This window comes from Kosakonia sp. MH5, from assembly GCF_009935945.1.
In the GTDB taxonomy this organism is placed as follows: domain Bacteria; phylum Pseudomonadota; class Gammaproteobacteria; order Enterobacterales; family Enterobacteriaceae; genus Kosakonia; species Kosakonia radicincitans.
This window is the reverse complement of sequence record NZ_QODH01000013.1, coordinates 1-15,496: the sequence shown is the minus strand read 5'-3', so window position 1 is coordinate 15,496 and position 15,496 is coordinate 1. Positions and strand designations below refer to the sequence as shown.

Below are 15,496 nucleotides of genomic sequence, written 5' to 3'. Positions count from 1 at the left end.
TTGGCATAGATTTCGCTTTATCTATTTTACGGCAACTACGCCAGGTTTCACGCAGTATTTGAAGACCTCGTTACCACGACGACAATGACAAATCCGGGAGAGTTTAAGTATGTCCGCTGAACACGTTTTGACGATGCTGAATGAGCACGAAGTGAAGTTTGTTGATCTGCGCTTCACCGATACCAAAGGTAAAGAACAGCACGTCACTATCCCAGCCCATCAGGTTAATGCTGACTTCTTTGAAGAAGGCAAAATGTTTGATGGTTCTTCGATTGGTGGCTGGAAAGGCATCAACGAATCAGACATGGTGCTGATGCCGGACGCGACTACCGCTGTCATTGACCCGTTCTACGAAGAAACAACGCTGATCATCCGTTGCGATATCCTCGAACCAGGCACCATGCAGGGTTACGACCGCGACCCGCGTTCCATCGCAAAACGCGCTGAAGAGTACCTGCGTTCTACCGGTCTGGCAGACACCGTTCTGTTTGGGCCTGAGCCGGAATTCTTCCTGTTCGACGACGTTCGTTTCGGCAGCTCCATTTCAGGTTCCAGCGTTGCTATCGATGATATCGAAGGCGCATGGAACACCTCCACCAAATACGAAGGTGGTAACAAAGGTCACCGTCCGGCTGTTAAAGGCGGTTACTTCCCGGTTCCGCCGGTTGATTCATCACAGGATTTGCGTTCCACCATGTGTCTGGTGATGGAAGAAATGGGCCTGGTTGTTGAAGCTCACCACCACGAAGTGGCAACGGCTGGTCAGAACGAAGTGGCTACCCGCTTCAACACCATGACCAAAAAAGCGGACGAAATTCAGATCTACAAATATGTGGTACACAACGTTGCTCACCGCTTCGGTAAAACCGCGACCTTTATGCCGAAACCAATGTTCGGTGATAACGGTTCCGGTATGCACTGCCACATGTCCCTGTCCAAGAACGGTACTAACCTGTTCTCTGGCGACAAATACGCAGGCCTGTCTGAAATGGCGCTGTACTACATCGGCGGCGTAATCAAACACGCTAAAGCTATCAACGCCCTGTCTAACCCGACCACCAACTCCTACAAACGTCTGGTCCCGGGTTATGAAGCGCCGGTAATGCTGGCTTACTCTGCCCGTAACCGTTCAGCTTCTATCCGTATTCCGGTCGTTGCCTCTCCGAAAGCACGCCGTATCGAAGTGCGCTTCCCGGATCCGGCGGCTAACCCGTACCTGTGCTTCGCAGCACTGATGATGGCCGGTCTGGATGGTATTAAAAACAAAATCCACCCGGGCGAAGCAATGGACAAAAACCTGTATGACCTGCCGCCGGAAGAAGCGAAAGAGATCCCGCAGGTTGCAGGCTCTCTGGAAGAAGCGCTCAACGCGCTGGATGCTGACCGCGAGTTCCTGACAGCCGGTGGCGTGTTCACCGACGACGCTATCGATGCTTACATCGCGCTGCGTCTGGAAGAGAACGACCGCGTTCGCATGACGCCGCACCCGGTAGAGTTCGAACTGTACTACAGCGTTTAATCGTATTACTGAAGATCCAACGGATTTCGCGTTGCAGCAAGGCGGCAACCGAATGAATCCCGATGAGCATAGTCTACTAAGTGATTCGGGTGAATGAGGGCAGCCAACACCGCTGTAACGTGAAAGACGTTAGGATATTTTGTTGCCGTGGAACTTTTAGCCCATCCCTGGATGGGCTTTTTTCTCCACCAACACTCTGTTCTGACGCATTTTTTACCTATAAAAAGCTATACTGCACTAAATTAGTGCATATCTCCGGGAGACTGCTAAATGGCAAGTGGCGCGCTGCCCGATGCTGGGCAGATCCTCAATTCTTTGATCAACAGTATCTTACTGGTTGATGACGAACTGGCGGTGCATTACGCCAACCCTGCGGCACAGCAATTGCTGGCGCAGAGTTCGCGTAAATTATTCGGCACACCGCTGCCTGAACTGCTGAGCTACTTTTCACTGAATATCGATTTGATGCGTGAAAGTTTGCATGCAGGTCAGGGTTTTACCGATAACGAAGTGACTCTTGTGATCGATGGTCGCTCACATATTTTGTCGCTGACGGCGCAACGTTTACCGGACGGTTTAGTCCTGCTGGAAATGGCGCCAATGGATAATCAGCGACGTCTGAGCCAGGAACAATTGCAGCACGCCCAACAGGTGGCTGCGCGTGATCTGGTGCGTGGACTGGCGCATGAAATCAAGAACCCGCTTGGCGGGTTACGCGGTGCGGCGCAACTGCTTAGCAAAGCGCTGCCCGATCCGGCGCTAATGGAATACACCAAAGTCATTATTGAGCAGGCCGACCGTCTGCGAAATCTGGTGGATCGTCTGTTAGGGCCGCAGCAGCCGGGAATGCATGTTACCGAAAGCATCCACAAAGTTGCCGAACGCGTGGTGAAACTGGTGTCGATGGAACTGCCGGACAACGTAACGCTGGTTCGCGATTACGATCCAAGTTTGCCGGAGTTGGCCCACGATCCAGACCAAATTGAACAGGTTTTACTGAATATCGTCCGCAACGCTCTGCAGGCGCTGGGGCCGGAAGGGGGCGAAATTATTCTTCGTACCCGTACCGCCTTCCAGTTAACGCTGCACGGAATTCGCTATCGCCTCGCGGCGAGAATAGATGTGGAAGATAACGGCCCAGGTATTCCGTCGCATCTCCAGGATACGCTGTTCTATCCCATGGTGAGCGGGCGTGAGGGCGGCACCGGGCTGGGATTATCTATCGCACGCAGTTTGATTGATCAACATTCTGGCAAAATTGAATTCACCAGTTGGCCAGGTCATACCGAATTCTCGGTATTTCTGCCTATTCGGAAGTAGAGGTGTTTATGCAACGAGGGATAGTCTGGATCGTTGATGACGATAGCTCCATCCGTTGGGTGCTGGAACGCGCGCTCAGCGGGGCAGGCTTGAGTTGTACAACGTTTGAAAGTGCCAATGAAGTGCTTGATGCGCTCACCACCAAAACCCCGGATGTACTGCTTTCGGATATTCGTATGCCAGGGATGGATGGACTTGCACTGTTAAAACAGATCAAACAGCGCCATCCAATGCTCCCGGTCATCATTATGACCGCGCATTCCGATCTGGATGCGGCGGTAAGTGCTTATCAGCAAGGGGCTTTTGATTACCTGCCCAAACCTTTTGATATCGATGAAGCCGTCGCGCTGGTTGAACGCGCGATTAGCCATTATCAGGAACAGCAGCAGCCGCGCAATATACAGGCCAGCGGCCCGACCACCGATATTATCGGCGAAGCGCCGGCGATGCAGGATGTGTTTCGCATTATCGGTCGCCTGTCGCGCTCGTCGATTAGCGTCCTGATTAACGGCGAATCAGGGACCGGTAAAGAACTGGTGGCGCATGCGCTGCATCGCCATAGCCCGCGAGTGAAAGCGCCATTTATCGCCCTGAATATGGCGGCAATTCCCAAAGATCTGATTGAATCAGAACTGTTTGGCCATGAGAAAGGTGCCTTTACCGGTGCGAACACGATCCGCCAGGGGCGTTTTGAACAGGCCGATGGCGGGACGCTGTTTCTCGACGAGATCGGCGACATGCCGCTGGATGTGCAAACCCGTTTGTTGCGCGTGCTGGCCGATGGTCAGTTCTATCGCGTCGGCGGCTACGCGCCGGTAAAGGTTGATGTGCGCATTATTGCGGCGACGCACCAGAATCTGGAGCTGCGCGTTCAGGAAGGCAAATTCCGTGAGGACTTGTTCCACCGGTTGAACGTTATTCGCGTCCATTTGCCGCCGCTGCGCGAACGCCGGGAAGACATTCCTCGCCTTGCGCGTCATTTCTTGCAAGTCGCGGCACGTGAACTGGGAGTGGAAGCCAAGCAGTTGCATCCGGAAACTGAAGCGGCGCTCACGCGTCTGGCCTGGCCGGGTAACGTACGCCAGCTTGAGAACACCTGTCGCTGGTTAACGGTGATGGCTGCGGGCCAGGAAGTGCTGATCCAGGACCTGCCCAGTGAACTGTTTGAAACCACGGTGCCGGACAGCCCGTCGCAGAGTTTGCCTGACAGTTGGGCTACGCTGCTGGCGCAGTGGGCCGATCGGGCATTGCGTTCCGGACATCAAAACCTGCTTTCTGAAGCGCAACCGGAGATGGAACGGACATTGCTGACCACCGCGCTGCGCCATACTCAGGGGCATAAACAGGAAGCGGCGCGCTTGCTTGGCTGGGGACGTAATACTCTGACACGCAAGTTGAAAGAGCTGGGAATGGAGTAACGAGCGGGTGAAATGTAAATTATGAATCTCAGCCGCAAATTGACGCTATTTTGCGCTTTACTGTTTATCGCAGTGAAGTATGATCTTGCCCGTTCACGGGGGAGTTCATGATGCTGGAATCAATTATCAGTGTGGTCAGTGCGGGCGTCGAAGCTGGCGCATCAGCAAGCCACACACCGCAAACGGCTATCGCGGCTGTTCTTTGCGCCGCGCTGGTTGGGCTGTTTAGCTAGTTTTGCTTGCCGCCGCCGCAAGGCGCTATGCGTTTCAGGCCAGTGGTTTTTGCCCTGGCCTGATAACGCTTTCACTTAAATTACCCTTGAGAACTGCTGCATACGCGCTTTCTGGCGCAAATACGCATCAAAGCACATACAGATATTGCGGATCAGCAAACGCCCTTTCGGCGTGACCTGTATCCCCTGCTCATTCATCTCCACCAGCCCATCGTTCACCAGCGGCGCTAACAGGCGTAAGTCTTCAGCAAAATAGTCGCGGAAATTAAGATCCCAGACGCGTTCCGTTGTACTGAAATCCAGCCGGAAATTACAAATCAGGCCTTTAATCACATCGCGGCGAATACAGTCGTCGCGGGTAAGCGCAATACCGCGCCACAACGCGTCGCCACGTTCGTCAACCTGCTGGTAGTAGAGCTTCAGCTCTTTCTGGTTTTGCGCATAGCTGTCGCCGATCATGCTGATGGCGGAAACGCCCAGCCCCAGCAAATCGCTGTCGCCTTGCGTGGTGTATCCCTGGAAGTTACGGTGCAAAACGCCGTCGCGCTGGGCAATCGCCAGCTCATCATCCGGGCGGGCGAAGTGATCCATACCGATAAACTGATAACCGGAGCCGGTCAGCGAAACGATGGTTTGTTGCAAAATATCGAGCTTCTGCTGCGCCGAAGGCAGATCGGCGTCTTTGATTTTGCGTTGCGCGGCAAACAGCGTTGGCAGATGCGCATAGTTGAAGACGCTCAGGCGATCCGGGCTAAGCTCTGCAACACGTTGTAGCGTAAAGGCGAAGCTTTCCGGCGTCTGTTTTGGCAACCCGTAAATCAGATCGATATTTGTTGAGGTAAAACCAATCTCGCGGGCGTGGTTGAGCAGCGCAAAGATAAACTCTTCGTCCTGCTCGCGGTTGACCAGCCTTTGCACCTCTTTGTTGAAATCCTGCACGCCCATACTCAGGCGGTTAAAGCCTTCCGCACGCAAATGGTCAAGCACGTCGAGTTCAATTTCACGAGGATCGACCTCAATAGAGATCTCTGCATCGGTATTGAAATCAAAATGACTGCGCAGCAGCCCCATCAGGCGGCTGATTTGCGTTTTGTTGAGGTACGTTGGCGTACCGCCGCCCCAATGCAACTGGCTGACGTGGCGACCGCGAAACAGCGGCGCGCGATGGGCGATCTCCTGTTCCAGCGCATCGAGATATTGATCGGCCTTATGCTGCTGGCGGGTAACGATTTTATTGCAGCCGCAGAAGTAGCAAAGCTTGTGGCAAAACGGAATATGCACATACAGCGACAGCGGACGCTCAGGATAACGTGCAACCGCCTGGCGGAAATCCTCTTCACCGTAAGCGTCTGAAAACTCCAGCGCGGTGGGATAGGACGTGTAGCGCGGCCCGGAATAGTTATATTTCTGGATCAGGGCCAGATCCCAGTCGATAATTTGCTCTGACATTGCTTACTCCTTCCGATGACGCCGCTGGCGGTTCCGGCGGCCCGGCCTGACCTCGTTGCGGGTCATAAGCCGGTTGCGCAGCCAGACTCTGCGCTGCGACAACCGCTGTAGTTTAACGAATAACCACACCAGATAACATATAACCGGAAGGGTTATAAGCAGGACGGGAAAGCCCATAGAAAAGGATCAGTTGCCGCCTTTCAGCAGGCGCATCATATCTTCCCGGCCTTCCTCTTCTTCTTCGTCTTCATCATCATCGTAAGAAAGGCCCAGTTTCTGCATCAACTCATCGATGCGGTCCAGTTTGGCGTTAACCCACGCTTGATCGTCAGCGCTCAGGGTTTCACCCTCTTCAAGACGTTCCAGTAGCGCATCCAGGCGCTCATCCGTTTCCAGCATCTCCAACTCAGCCTGCGGTGAAAGCATAGGTTTCTCGCTCTTAGGTTTGTGCTGCTTGTTGACCGGTGTGTCGGTGACACCCAGCGGGATCGGTTTTTTGCTGCCAACGCGCGGGTCTTTCTGCAACTTGCCTTTACCGGTGCCAGAAGACTCACCGCCACCGTTCGCACGGCTGCCAGAGACATTACCGCGATGCTTTTTCTCGCGCTTACGATCGCGGCCTTCCTGATTCAATTCTTCACGGGTTTTACGGCGCACTTTGCTGCGCGGATTGGAGGACGGTTTTTTCATAATGGTCGTCTTAAGTCGTTTTCTTCAGTATAGAATTGCGGCGGAATCTAGCAGAAAGCAAGCAAAGAAAAAAGGCGACAGTGTAAACCGTCGCCTTTTTTCTTGACCTTCAACCCGAAGCCGGGTTTTACGTTCCCTGTTTGCTGTCAACTACCCTGTCTATCCCTTAGCTAAGAACGTTCCCTGTTGAGGTCCCTTTCCTTGCAAACATCTCCTGACATTATCCTGTGGTCTTCGCCTCCTGGCGCTCCCGCCCCCTCGATCCTTGAGTCTTCCTTCCCTTTCAGGCCTCCTGCCTTGTAGGGGTTACTTTACCCTTCTGAGCTAAACAGACAAGCATTAACAGGACTTAAAACGCTAGTTTCAGACTATTCTTCAAGCATAAGTTATTGATTAAAATATTCTTATCTATTTATCAACCTGAAATTCCTCTGAAAGTTCGCATAGCTGGAAGAGCCAATATCTTACAAATGGCGCGGTAATGGCTTACGGCTGCCAGACAGGTTTCTGGCGAGAAAAACAGCCTTTTGTTCCGGTTCAGGTATAATCGCCGCATGCTTTGATGATGGAGACGACCGTTTTGACAAACCTGAATTACCAAAAGACGCATTTTGTCACCAGTGCGCCTGATATTCGCCACTTGCCTGCCGATACCGGCGTTGAAGTGGCTTTTGCCGGCCGTTCCAATGCAGGTAAATCGAGCGCGCTAAACACATTAACTCAACAGAAAAACCTGGCGCGCACCTCAAAAACCCCCGGACGTACGCAGCTGATTAACCTGTTTGAAGTTGCCGAGGGCAAGCGCCTCGTCGATTTGCCGGGTTACGGCTACGCCGAAGTGCCGGAAGAGATGAAACTCAAATGGCAACGTGCATTGGGTGAATATCTGGAAAAACGCCAGTGTTTGCAGGGACTGGTGGTGCTGATGGACATTCGCCATCCGTTAAAAGACCTCGATCAACAGATGATCTCATGGGCAGTAGAGAGCAACTTGCAGGTTCTCGTGCTGCTGACCAAAGCGGACAAACTGGCCAGCGGCGCGCGTAAAACGCAGCTTAATATGGTACGGGAAGCAGTGCTGGCTTTTAACGGTGAAGTACAGGTAGAAGCATTCTCTTCACTGAAAAAACAGGGCGTGGATAAACTGCGTGAAAAGCTGGACGGCTGGTTCAGTTCTCTGCCGCCGGTTGAAGAAACCGACGCATAAACCCCAGGTGCGGCGTCCGCCGCGCTTTTTCTTTCGCGCAATAAAAAACGCCCCAGTCATTACTGACTGGGGCGGCTAAATATTCAGCCAAATCCGATTACGTGAAGTAAAAGGTCTGAAAGATAGAACATCTTACCTCTGTACCCTACGCAAATAACTCTACTCCCTTTTTGGATCCTGACAAAGCATTTTTTGTAATTTCTTTTCACTTTTTACATATGGAATTCTAATGATTGTCACAAAACTGTCGGCGATATGTTGCTTACTTACAGAAAAAGTCCCTTATTCACCGAACGCTTAGTGCGCTTGATCCCAGTTTTGCCCGCTCCCCACTTCTACCAGCAAAGGCACATCAAGCGTGGTGCTACTTTCCATCAGTTCATGGATCTTTTTCGACACTGCATCAACATCATCTTTATGCACTTCGAACACCAGTTCATCGTGTACCTGCATGATCATACGCACACGAGGTTTTTCGCTTTGCAGCCAGCCATCAACGGCGATCATTGCCCGTTTGATGATATCGGCCGCCGTACCCTGCATCGGGGCGTTGATTGCTGCACGCTCCGCTCCTGCGCGTCGGGCAGCATTGCTGGATTTGATGTCCGGCAGATAGAGGCGACGACCATCCAGTGTTTCCACATAACCGCGATCTTTCGCCTGCGCCCGTGTGCGCTCCATATACTCCAGCACACCAGGATAACGCTCAAAGTAAAGATCCATGTACTTCTGCGACTCTTTACGCGGAATATTAAGTTGTCGGGACAAACCAAAGGCGCTCATTCCGTAGATCAAACCAAAGTTGATCGCTTTCGCGCTGCGACGCTGTTCATTGCTTACGCTTTCCAGCGGCAAGCCGAAGACTTCGGCAGCGGTCGCCCGGTGAATATCTTTACCTTCAGCAAAGGCTGACAGCAGGCCTTTATCGCGCGATAAATGCGCCATAATTCGCAGTTCGATTTGCGAGTAGTCTGCCGAGACAATCACATAATCTTTCGGCGCAATAAACGCCTGGCGAATACGTCGCCCTTCATCATTACGTACCGGAATGTTTTGCAGGTTTGGATCGGTAGATGATAAACGCCCGGTTGCCGTCACCGCCTGATGATACGAGGTGTGTACGCGCCCGGTTTTTGGATTAATCATCAGCGGCAGTTTGTCGGTGTAGGTTGACTTGAGTTTGGCCAACCCACGGTATTCCAGAATGACTTTCGGCAACGGGTAATCCAGCGCCAGCTCTTCCAGTACCTCTTCTGACGTTGAAGGCGCGCCGCCCGGCGTTTTCTTCAGCGGTTTAATCCCCTGTTTTTCAAACAGAATAGTTTGCAGCTGCTTGGTTGATGAGAGGTTAAATGGCTCACCTGCAATGTCGTGCGCTTTTTTCTCCAACTCAGCCAGACGCAATGTCAGCTCTTCGGAGTGCTTATGTAACACAGCAGGATCAATATTGACGCCGTTACGTTCAATGCGCGAGAGCACAGGAACCAGCGGCATTTCGATATTCTGGAATACATTCAGCGGCCCGGCATTTTTTTGCAACTCCGGCCACATCTTCAGATGCAATTGCAGCGTGACATCAGCATCTTCCGCCGCGTAGCGCCCCGCCTGCTCCAGATCGATTTGGTTAAAAGTGAGCTGGTTTTTACCCTTGCCGGCAATCTCTTCGAAGGTGATGGTTTTATGCTGCAGCCAGCGTTCAGACAGGCTGTCCATATCGTGGCGACCGACAACGCTATCCAGCGTATAGGATTCGAGCATGGTGTCGAACGCGATCCCGCGCAGCTCAATGCCGTAGTTTTCCAGCACACCGCGATCGTATTTCAGGTTTTGCCCTACCTTGCGGGCATTCTCATCTTCCAGCAGCGGTTTGAGCAGCTCTAACACACGATCGCGGGCGATTTGGTCAGGTGCATCAAGGTAATCATGCGCGACCGGCACATAAGCGGCGACGCCGGGTTCAATCGCAAAGGAGAGGCCAACCAGATTAGCACTGATATTATCGAGGCTGTCCGTTTCAGTATCAAAGGCAAACAGCGGCGCGCTCTTCAGTTTCGCGATCCATTGTTGCAACGTCTCTTCGTCAAGAATAGTGACGTACTGTTCCGCAGAGAGTGTGGCAGCTGGCATATCAGCTTCCGCTTCCACCACAATGGTTTCCTGCGGTTTCGCTGTGGGTTTTGCGCCTCTCGCCTGCAACCATTTACCGGCTTCGACGTCGGTTATCCAGCGTTTGAATTCATATTGCTTAAACAACCCAAGCAGTTCCTGAGCCGCAGGCTGCTGCACTTCCAGTTGCTCACACGTCAGTTCCAGTTCGACATCGGTTTTGATGGTCGCCAGTTGATAAGAGAGGTACGCCACCTCTTTATTCTGCTCCAGCTTCGCGGCCATGGTTTTCGCACCACGGAAAGTCAATCCGGCAATTTTATCTGATTCAGCATACAGCGTATCCAGACCACCCAGCCCCTGTAGCAGCGCCTGCGCGGTTTTCTCACCCACACCAGGAACGCCCGGAATGTTATCGGAGGAGTCACCCATCAGCGCCAGGAAATCGATGATCAGTTCAGGTGGTACACCATATTTGGTGACAACCTCATCCGGACCAAGAATGGTGTTGGTCATAGTATTGATCAACGTGATACCCGGCGTTACCAGTTGCGCCATATCTTTATCACCGGTACTGATCAACACCGGACGCCCCATTTTCTCGGCTTCTCGCGCCAGCGTGCCGATCACATCATCCGCTTCCACGCCAGAAACCGCCAATAGCGGCAGGCCCATCGCTTTAACCATGGCGTGCAGCGGTTCTATTTGCGCACGCAGATCGTCTGGCATCGGAGGACGATGGGATTTGTAATGCTCAAACAGCTCATCACGGAAGGTTTTTCCCTTCGCATCAAATACCACGGCGGCATGAGTCGGCTGATATTGCAGGATCAGGCTACGCAGCATATTCAGCACGCCGTACATGGCACCGGTGGGCTCTCCGGCGCTGTTGGTCAGCGGCGGGAACGCATGATATGCGCGATAGAGGTAAGACGAGCCGTCAACAAGGATAAGTGGGTTTTCTGGGATCTGAACCATGATGTCCGTGCCTGTTTATCAATTTATAGCTAAAGGATGCCACAGACAGGGAGAAAACATGAGTTTTTCACGGTATTTGCCGGAAAAGATTTCGCGATCGTCGGGATCGCTCGCACAATAAACCTGTGGATAAGTTTGTGAATAGTTTCTGTTCGGCTGGATTTTTGTGCCCTTCTGTCGATCGTAAAAAAACACAATTACTTTATATTTAATAAGTTACACAAAGACAAAAGATCATTATTGCCTTTTGATGGCAATTTACTCTATGTGGATATAAGAAAAGTCAATTGGCATTCTCTATTCCAGAGGCACCAGGTATTACCAGCAAGGTTTAAGCATTCCCGCATTGGGTTTTCTGGTAAAATCAGCGCCTTACTCTTCTTTATTGTGTGGCTTTAGCAGCTAACTTTCTGAATACTTTAACTATGTCGAGATTGCTTGCAGTATTCACTCTGTTTATGAGTGTCCTGCTTACCATACTGGTTACTATTTTTTGCTCCGTGCCAATTATTGTCGCCGGCTTACTCAAGCTGCTGCTTCCAGTGCCGGTATTGTGGAGAGCGATCTCAGCCTTCTGTAATTTCATGATGTATTGCTGGTGTGTAGGCCTCTCATGGCTGCTGCATCTCAATCCGCATTTAAAATGGGATGTTGAAGGGCTGGAAGGGCTGAATAAAAAGAACTGGTATTTGCTGATCTGCAATCACCATAGCTGGGCAGATATCGTGGTGTTATGCGTGCTGTTCCGCAAACATATCCCGATGAATAAATATTTCCTTAAGCAACAACTCGCCTGGGTACCCTTTATCGGGCTTGCCTGCTGGGCGCTGGATATGCCATTTATGCGCCGCTACTCCAGAAGCTATCTGCTCCGTCACCCGGAACGCCGCGGCAAAGATGTGGAAACCACACGGCGCTCGTGTGAGAAGTTTCGCCATCATCCCACAACGATTGTGAATTTCGTGGAAGGCTCGCGCTTTACCGAGGAAAAACGTCGCCAGACACGTTCCCCCTTCAAAAATCTTTTGCCACCAAAAGCGGCCGGTATTGCCATGGCGCTGAACGTGCTGGGAGAACAGTTTGATAAGCTGCTGGATGTTACTTTGTGCTACCCGGAAAATGATAAGACGCCTTTCTTTGATATGCTCAGCGGCAAGCTGACACGCATTGTCGTACGTATTAATTTGCTGCCGGTGAATGAAGAACTGCATGGCGATTACGTCAACGACAAGAATTTTAAACGCGGTTTTCAGCAATGGCTGAATAAATTATGGTCCGACAAAGATGAACATATAGACGCGATAAAAGCGCAATATAAAAACGCCGGTCATTGACCGGCGCTATTTTTTACTTCTTCTCTACCAGATATTTTACAGTATCTGCGTAGTCTTTCACGAAAGCATCCAGACTGCTGCCGTCCATGCCCTGCTGGTTAACCTGGTATTTGCCGTTAACAAACATGGCCGGAACGCCCTGCAATTGAAGGTCAGCAGCCGCTTTTTCCTGCTGAGCAACCAGTGATTTCACCACGAAGCTGTTCCACGCCGCATCATACTCTTCGCCTTTTACGCCAGCGCTGATGAAGACATCGCGGATATCAGCAACGGACTGAACAGTCTGCGTTTTTTGTACCGCTTCAAACATCGGGGAAGTAATTTTATCTTCCACACCAAGCGCCATTGCAACCGCCCAGGCCTGGGTCATTTCTTTACCCAGTGGCCCCAGAAATTCAACATGGTACTTGGTCATTTTGGTGCCCTGCGGCAGCTTTTCTTTCACAGCGCTGGCAACATGCCACACCTGTTCAAAGTCATAGCAATGCGGGCAATAGAACGAAAAGAACTCAAGGACCTGCGGCTCCCCTGCCACCGGCTTATCAAGCGTAATAAACTGCTTACCATCAGTAGGTTGAGCAGCTACGGCGCTAAAAGCCAGAATCATTCCTGCCAGCGCCAAAAAGATCTTCTTCATGGTTAATTCTCTCCATTTAATACATTGGTGTTAATGCTAAAGGTGGTTCTTGCAGAACATTCACCTGATCCAGAAAAATCGAAGTTTGCCTGCGCCAGTGATCTTCACTGCGCAGCCATGGAAAGTTTTTCGGAAACGCCGGATCGTCCCAGCGACGAATAAGCCACGCCAGATAGTACACCTGACGCATGGCGCGAAGAGGCTCAATCAGGCCAAGCTCGGCACGATTAAATTCACAAAACTCTTCATATGCTTCGACGATCATCTCCAGTTGCATACGCTGCTCGGCTTTATCGCCATGTAGCAGCATCCATAGATCCTGTACCGCAGGACCATTACGCGCATCGTCTAAGTCAACAAACATCGGTCCGTCACGCCAGAGAATATTTCCGGCATGACAGTCTCCGTGCAGACGCAGGAGATTGAAACGGCTGTGCCACTGATCCATAACAGCATCAATAAGCTTATCAACAGCGCTCAAAAATGCCTCTTTCAGCGACGCAGGAATAAGCGTGGTGGTTTCAAATAACTGGCGGGGTTCAATTAAATACTCTTTAACACCAATATCCGGGCGATGAGTAAAACGTTTTTTGCTGCCGGTTTGATGCAATCGCCCGAGATAGCGGCCAACCCATTCCATTTGATCCAGATTGTCGGCTTCGAATTGCCGACCGCCAACGCTTGGGAAGACAGCAAAATAGAAATCCTGATAAGTAAGTAGGGTCTGGTGATTAAAGGCAAGCGGTGCGGCGACCGGTACATCATCGCGCTGAAGATCCAGGGCAAACTCGTGCTCTTCAAGGATCTGCACGGCCGACCAGCGTTCAGGACGGTAAAATTTCACCACATAACGACGGCGATCTTCGTCCTGAAATTGATAAACGCGGTTTTCGTAGCTATTTAGCGCAGTAAGGCCAGAATCCACACGGATCCCCTGCGCAAATAGCGCATCCATGATGGTGTCGGGGTGTAGTGTCTGGAAAGTAAAAGCGTTACGGGTCATCCTGGCATCCGAAAATTCGACGAATAATTCAGGATACCATTTCGCGGCGCGTTCAGTGGCGCCGCTTACAAGCTTTTACTCTTTAATTACGCCACGTGCGCGCAGCAGAGCGGTTTTAAAATCCTCTTCATAATCCTTCTGAATACCAGGGATGATGGCATCTTTCGCTGAGTCACGCATTTTCAGATGATAGATCAGGATGTCATCACTTAAATCGACCAGTTCACCCTCATAACCTGACTCTTGCGCCAGTTTCTGCAAGAATTGCATTAAGTTTAACTCGGGTTCTTTTTGCCACGCAGGCTGGAGAAGTTCGATAACTTCGTTCAGGCGTTTACATTTCATGTTCGTGCTCCTTACTCTTGGTACAGACACGTTAGCAGGGTCAAACCCACAATAAAAGAGGCGATACTGGTGGCAGTAAGTGATGCGGTAACTGGCGTAATTCTGGCGGGAGGGAAAGCCTCACGTATGGGAGGAAATGATAAGGGATTATTGCAACTTAATGGCCAACCACTTTGGGAGCATGTAGCGCAAAAACTGAAGCCACAGGTGACAGATATGGTTATTAGCGCTAATCGAAACCTCGATATCTATCGTGCCAGTGGCCTGCCAGTGCTGACCGATACGCTACGTGATTATCCCGGGCCGCTGGCAGGAATTCTATCAGTGATGCAGCAACATTCTGGGCTATGGTTCCTTTTCTGTCCCTGCGATACCCCTCATATACCGGCAGATCTTGCCATACGGTTACAGAGAAACCGTCAGCAGGCTTTGGCTATCTGGGTCCACGATGGCGAGCGGGATCATCCAACTATCGCGCTAATTCATCGCGATATCATGCCCTCTTTACAGGAATATCTGGCACGCGGTGAACGCAGGGTAATGGTATTCCTGCGCGAGGCTGGCGGCCATGCGGTGGATTTTAGCGATGTTAAAGACGCTTTCGCTAATGTGAATACCCCGGAAGACCTGGCTCATTGGCAGGAGTAACTATGATCCCACTACTGGCTATTGCCGCATGGAGCGGTACAGGAAAGACCACGCTACTCAAAAAGTTAATTCCAGAGCTTTGTGCTCATGGTATCCGTCCCGGCTTAATAAAACATACCCACCACGATATGGATGTCGATAAACCGGGTAAAGATAGCTATGAGCTACGCAAGGCGGGAGCAGCACAGACTCTGGTCGCCAGTTCGCAGCGTTGGGCGCTGATGACAGAAACACCAGATGAAACCAGTCTGGATCTGGCGTATCTTGCTGGTCGAATGGATGCAACGAAACTGGATTTAGTTCTGGTCGAAGGTTTTAAACATGAGTCCGTGGCAAAAATTATGCTCTGGCGACAGGACTGCGGGCATAATCTGCAAGAGCTTATACTGGATGAGCATGTCATCGCGGTAGCCAGCGATGTAGCACTGGAACTTGATGTACCGGTGCTGGATATAAATGATATTGCTCAGATTGCTGGCTTTATTCTTCATTGGTTACGCGCATAGAGCGTGTGACCTTTTATTTTATCTGAACGCAAAAAGGCCATCCTTCCGGATGGCCTCTTCACTGGTTTGATGCCTGGCAGTTCCCTACTCTCGCATGGGGAGA

Annotated in this window: 14 protein-coding genes; 8 read left to right on the top strand and 6 right to left on the bottom strand. The window is 51.3% G+C overall.

The annotated features are described in order from the left end of the window. Positions 1-109 precede the first annotated feature (109 nt). From glnA to DK872_RS23860, 4 genes are all read left to right on the top strand, one after another. Positions 110-1,519: a glutamate--ammonia ligase gene (glnA, locus tag DK872_RS23875; RefSeq protein WP_007369334.1), complete on the top strand. Its 1,410-nt coding sequence runs from the start codon at positions 110-112 to the stop codon at positions 1,517-1,519. A 270-nt stretch (positions 1,520-1,789) separates the two neighbouring features. Continuing rightward, positions 1,790-2,839, top strand: a complete 1,050-nt coding sequence (gene glnL, locus DK872_RS23870) for a nitrogen regulation protein NR(II) (protein WP_007369335.1) — start codon at positions 1,790-1,792, stop codon at positions 2,837-2,839. An 8-nt stretch (positions 2,840-2,847) separates the two neighbouring features. Next, positions 2,848-4,257 (top strand): nitrogen regulation protein NR(I), encoded by a 1,410-nt coding sequence (gene glnG / locus DK872_RS23865; protein WP_007369336.1) that lies wholly within the window; start codon positions 2,848-2,850, stop codon positions 4,255-4,257. Between the two features lie 110 nt (positions 4,258-4,367). Continuing rightward, on the top strand, positions 4,368-4,490 hold the full coding sequence (locus tag DK872_RS23860; RefSeq protein WP_007369337.1) for a YshB family small membrane protein: 123 nt from the start codon (positions 4,368-4,370) through the stop codon (positions 4,488-4,490). Positions 4,491-4,565: 75 nt separating this feature from the next. On the opposite strand, the gene hemN is transcribed toward DK872_RS23860, so the two are convergent. Then, positions 4,566-5,939 (bottom strand): oxygen-independent coproporphyrinogen III oxidase, encoded by a 1,374-nt coding sequence (hemN, locus tag DK872_RS23855; RefSeq protein ID WP_007369338.1) that lies wholly within the window; start codon positions 5,937-5,939, stop codon positions 4,566-4,568. 186 nt (positions 5,940-6,125) lie between these two features. Further along, complete coding sequence (gene yihI, locus DK872_RS23850) at positions 6,126-6,629, bottom strand: Der GTPase-activating protein YihI (protein ID WP_007369339.1); 504 nt, start codon at positions 6,627-6,629, stop codon at positions 6,126-6,128. A 580-nt stretch (positions 6,630-7,209) separates the two neighbouring features. Between yihI and yihA the strand changes: the two genes are divergently transcribed. Then, positions 7,210-7,836 (top strand): ribosome biogenesis GTP-binding protein YihA/YsxC, encoded by a 627-nt coding sequence (gene yihA, locus DK872_RS23845; RefSeq protein ID WP_007369340.1) that lies wholly within the window; start codon positions 7,210-7,212, stop codon positions 7,834-7,836. A gap of 297 nt (positions 7,837-8,133) precedes the next feature. Here the strand turns inward: yihA and polA are convergent, their stop codons facing one another. Then, a complete protein-coding gene (gene polA / locus DK872_RS23840; RefSeq protein WP_144136402.1) occupies positions 8,134-10,920 on the bottom strand; it encodes a DNA polymerase I in 2,787 nt (928 codons plus the stop codon). 425 nt (positions 10,921-11,345) lie between these two features. On the opposite strand from polA, the gene DK872_RS23835 reads away from it, so the two are divergent. Next, entirely contained in the window at positions 11,346-12,254 is a 909-nt protein-coding gene (locus DK872_RS23835) for an acyltransferase (protein WP_035890352.1), read from the top strand. Positions 12,255-12,267: 13 nt separating this feature from the next. Here DK872_RS23835 and dsbA read toward each other — a convergent pair whose 3' ends face one another. The 3 genes from dsbA to DK872_RS23820 all read right to left on the bottom strand — a co-directional run bounded on the left by dsbA (position 12,268) and on the right by DK872_RS23820 (position 14,239). Beyond that, complete coding sequence (dsbA, locus tag DK872_RS23830) at positions 12,268-12,891, bottom strand: thiol:disulfide interchange protein DsbA (RefSeq protein WP_007369343.1); 624 nt, start codon at positions 12,889-12,891, stop codon at positions 12,268-12,270. 16 nt (positions 12,892-12,907) lie between these two features. Continuing rightward, positions 12,908-13,894: a serine/threonine protein kinase gene (locus DK872_RS23825; protein ID WP_007369344.1), complete on the bottom strand. Its 987-nt coding sequence runs from the start codon at positions 13,892-13,894 to the stop codon at positions 12,908-12,910. A 75-nt stretch (positions 13,895-13,969) separates the two neighbouring features. After that, on the bottom strand, positions 13,970-14,239 hold the full coding sequence (locus DK872_RS23820; protein ID WP_035890354.1) for a YihD family protein: 270 nt from the start codon (positions 14,237-14,239) through the stop codon (positions 13,970-13,972). Positions 14,240-14,308: 69 nt separating this feature from the next. Between DK872_RS23820 and mobA the strand changes: the two genes are divergently transcribed. Both mobA and mobB read left to right on the top strand, forming a co-directional pair. Then, complete coding sequence (gene mobA, locus DK872_RS23815; RefSeq protein WP_071921741.1) at positions 14,309-14,887, top strand: molybdenum cofactor guanylyltransferase MobA; 579 nt, start codon at positions 14,309-14,311, stop codon at positions 14,885-14,887. A gap of 2 nt (positions 14,888-14,889) precedes the next feature. Then, positions 14,890-15,393, top strand: coding sequence for a molybdopterin-guanine dinucleotide biosynthesis protein MobB (gene mobB, locus DK872_RS23810; protein ID WP_079517153.1), 504 nt, complete (start codon positions 14,890-14,892; stop codon positions 15,391-15,393). Positions 15,394-15,496 lie beyond the last annotated feature (103 nt).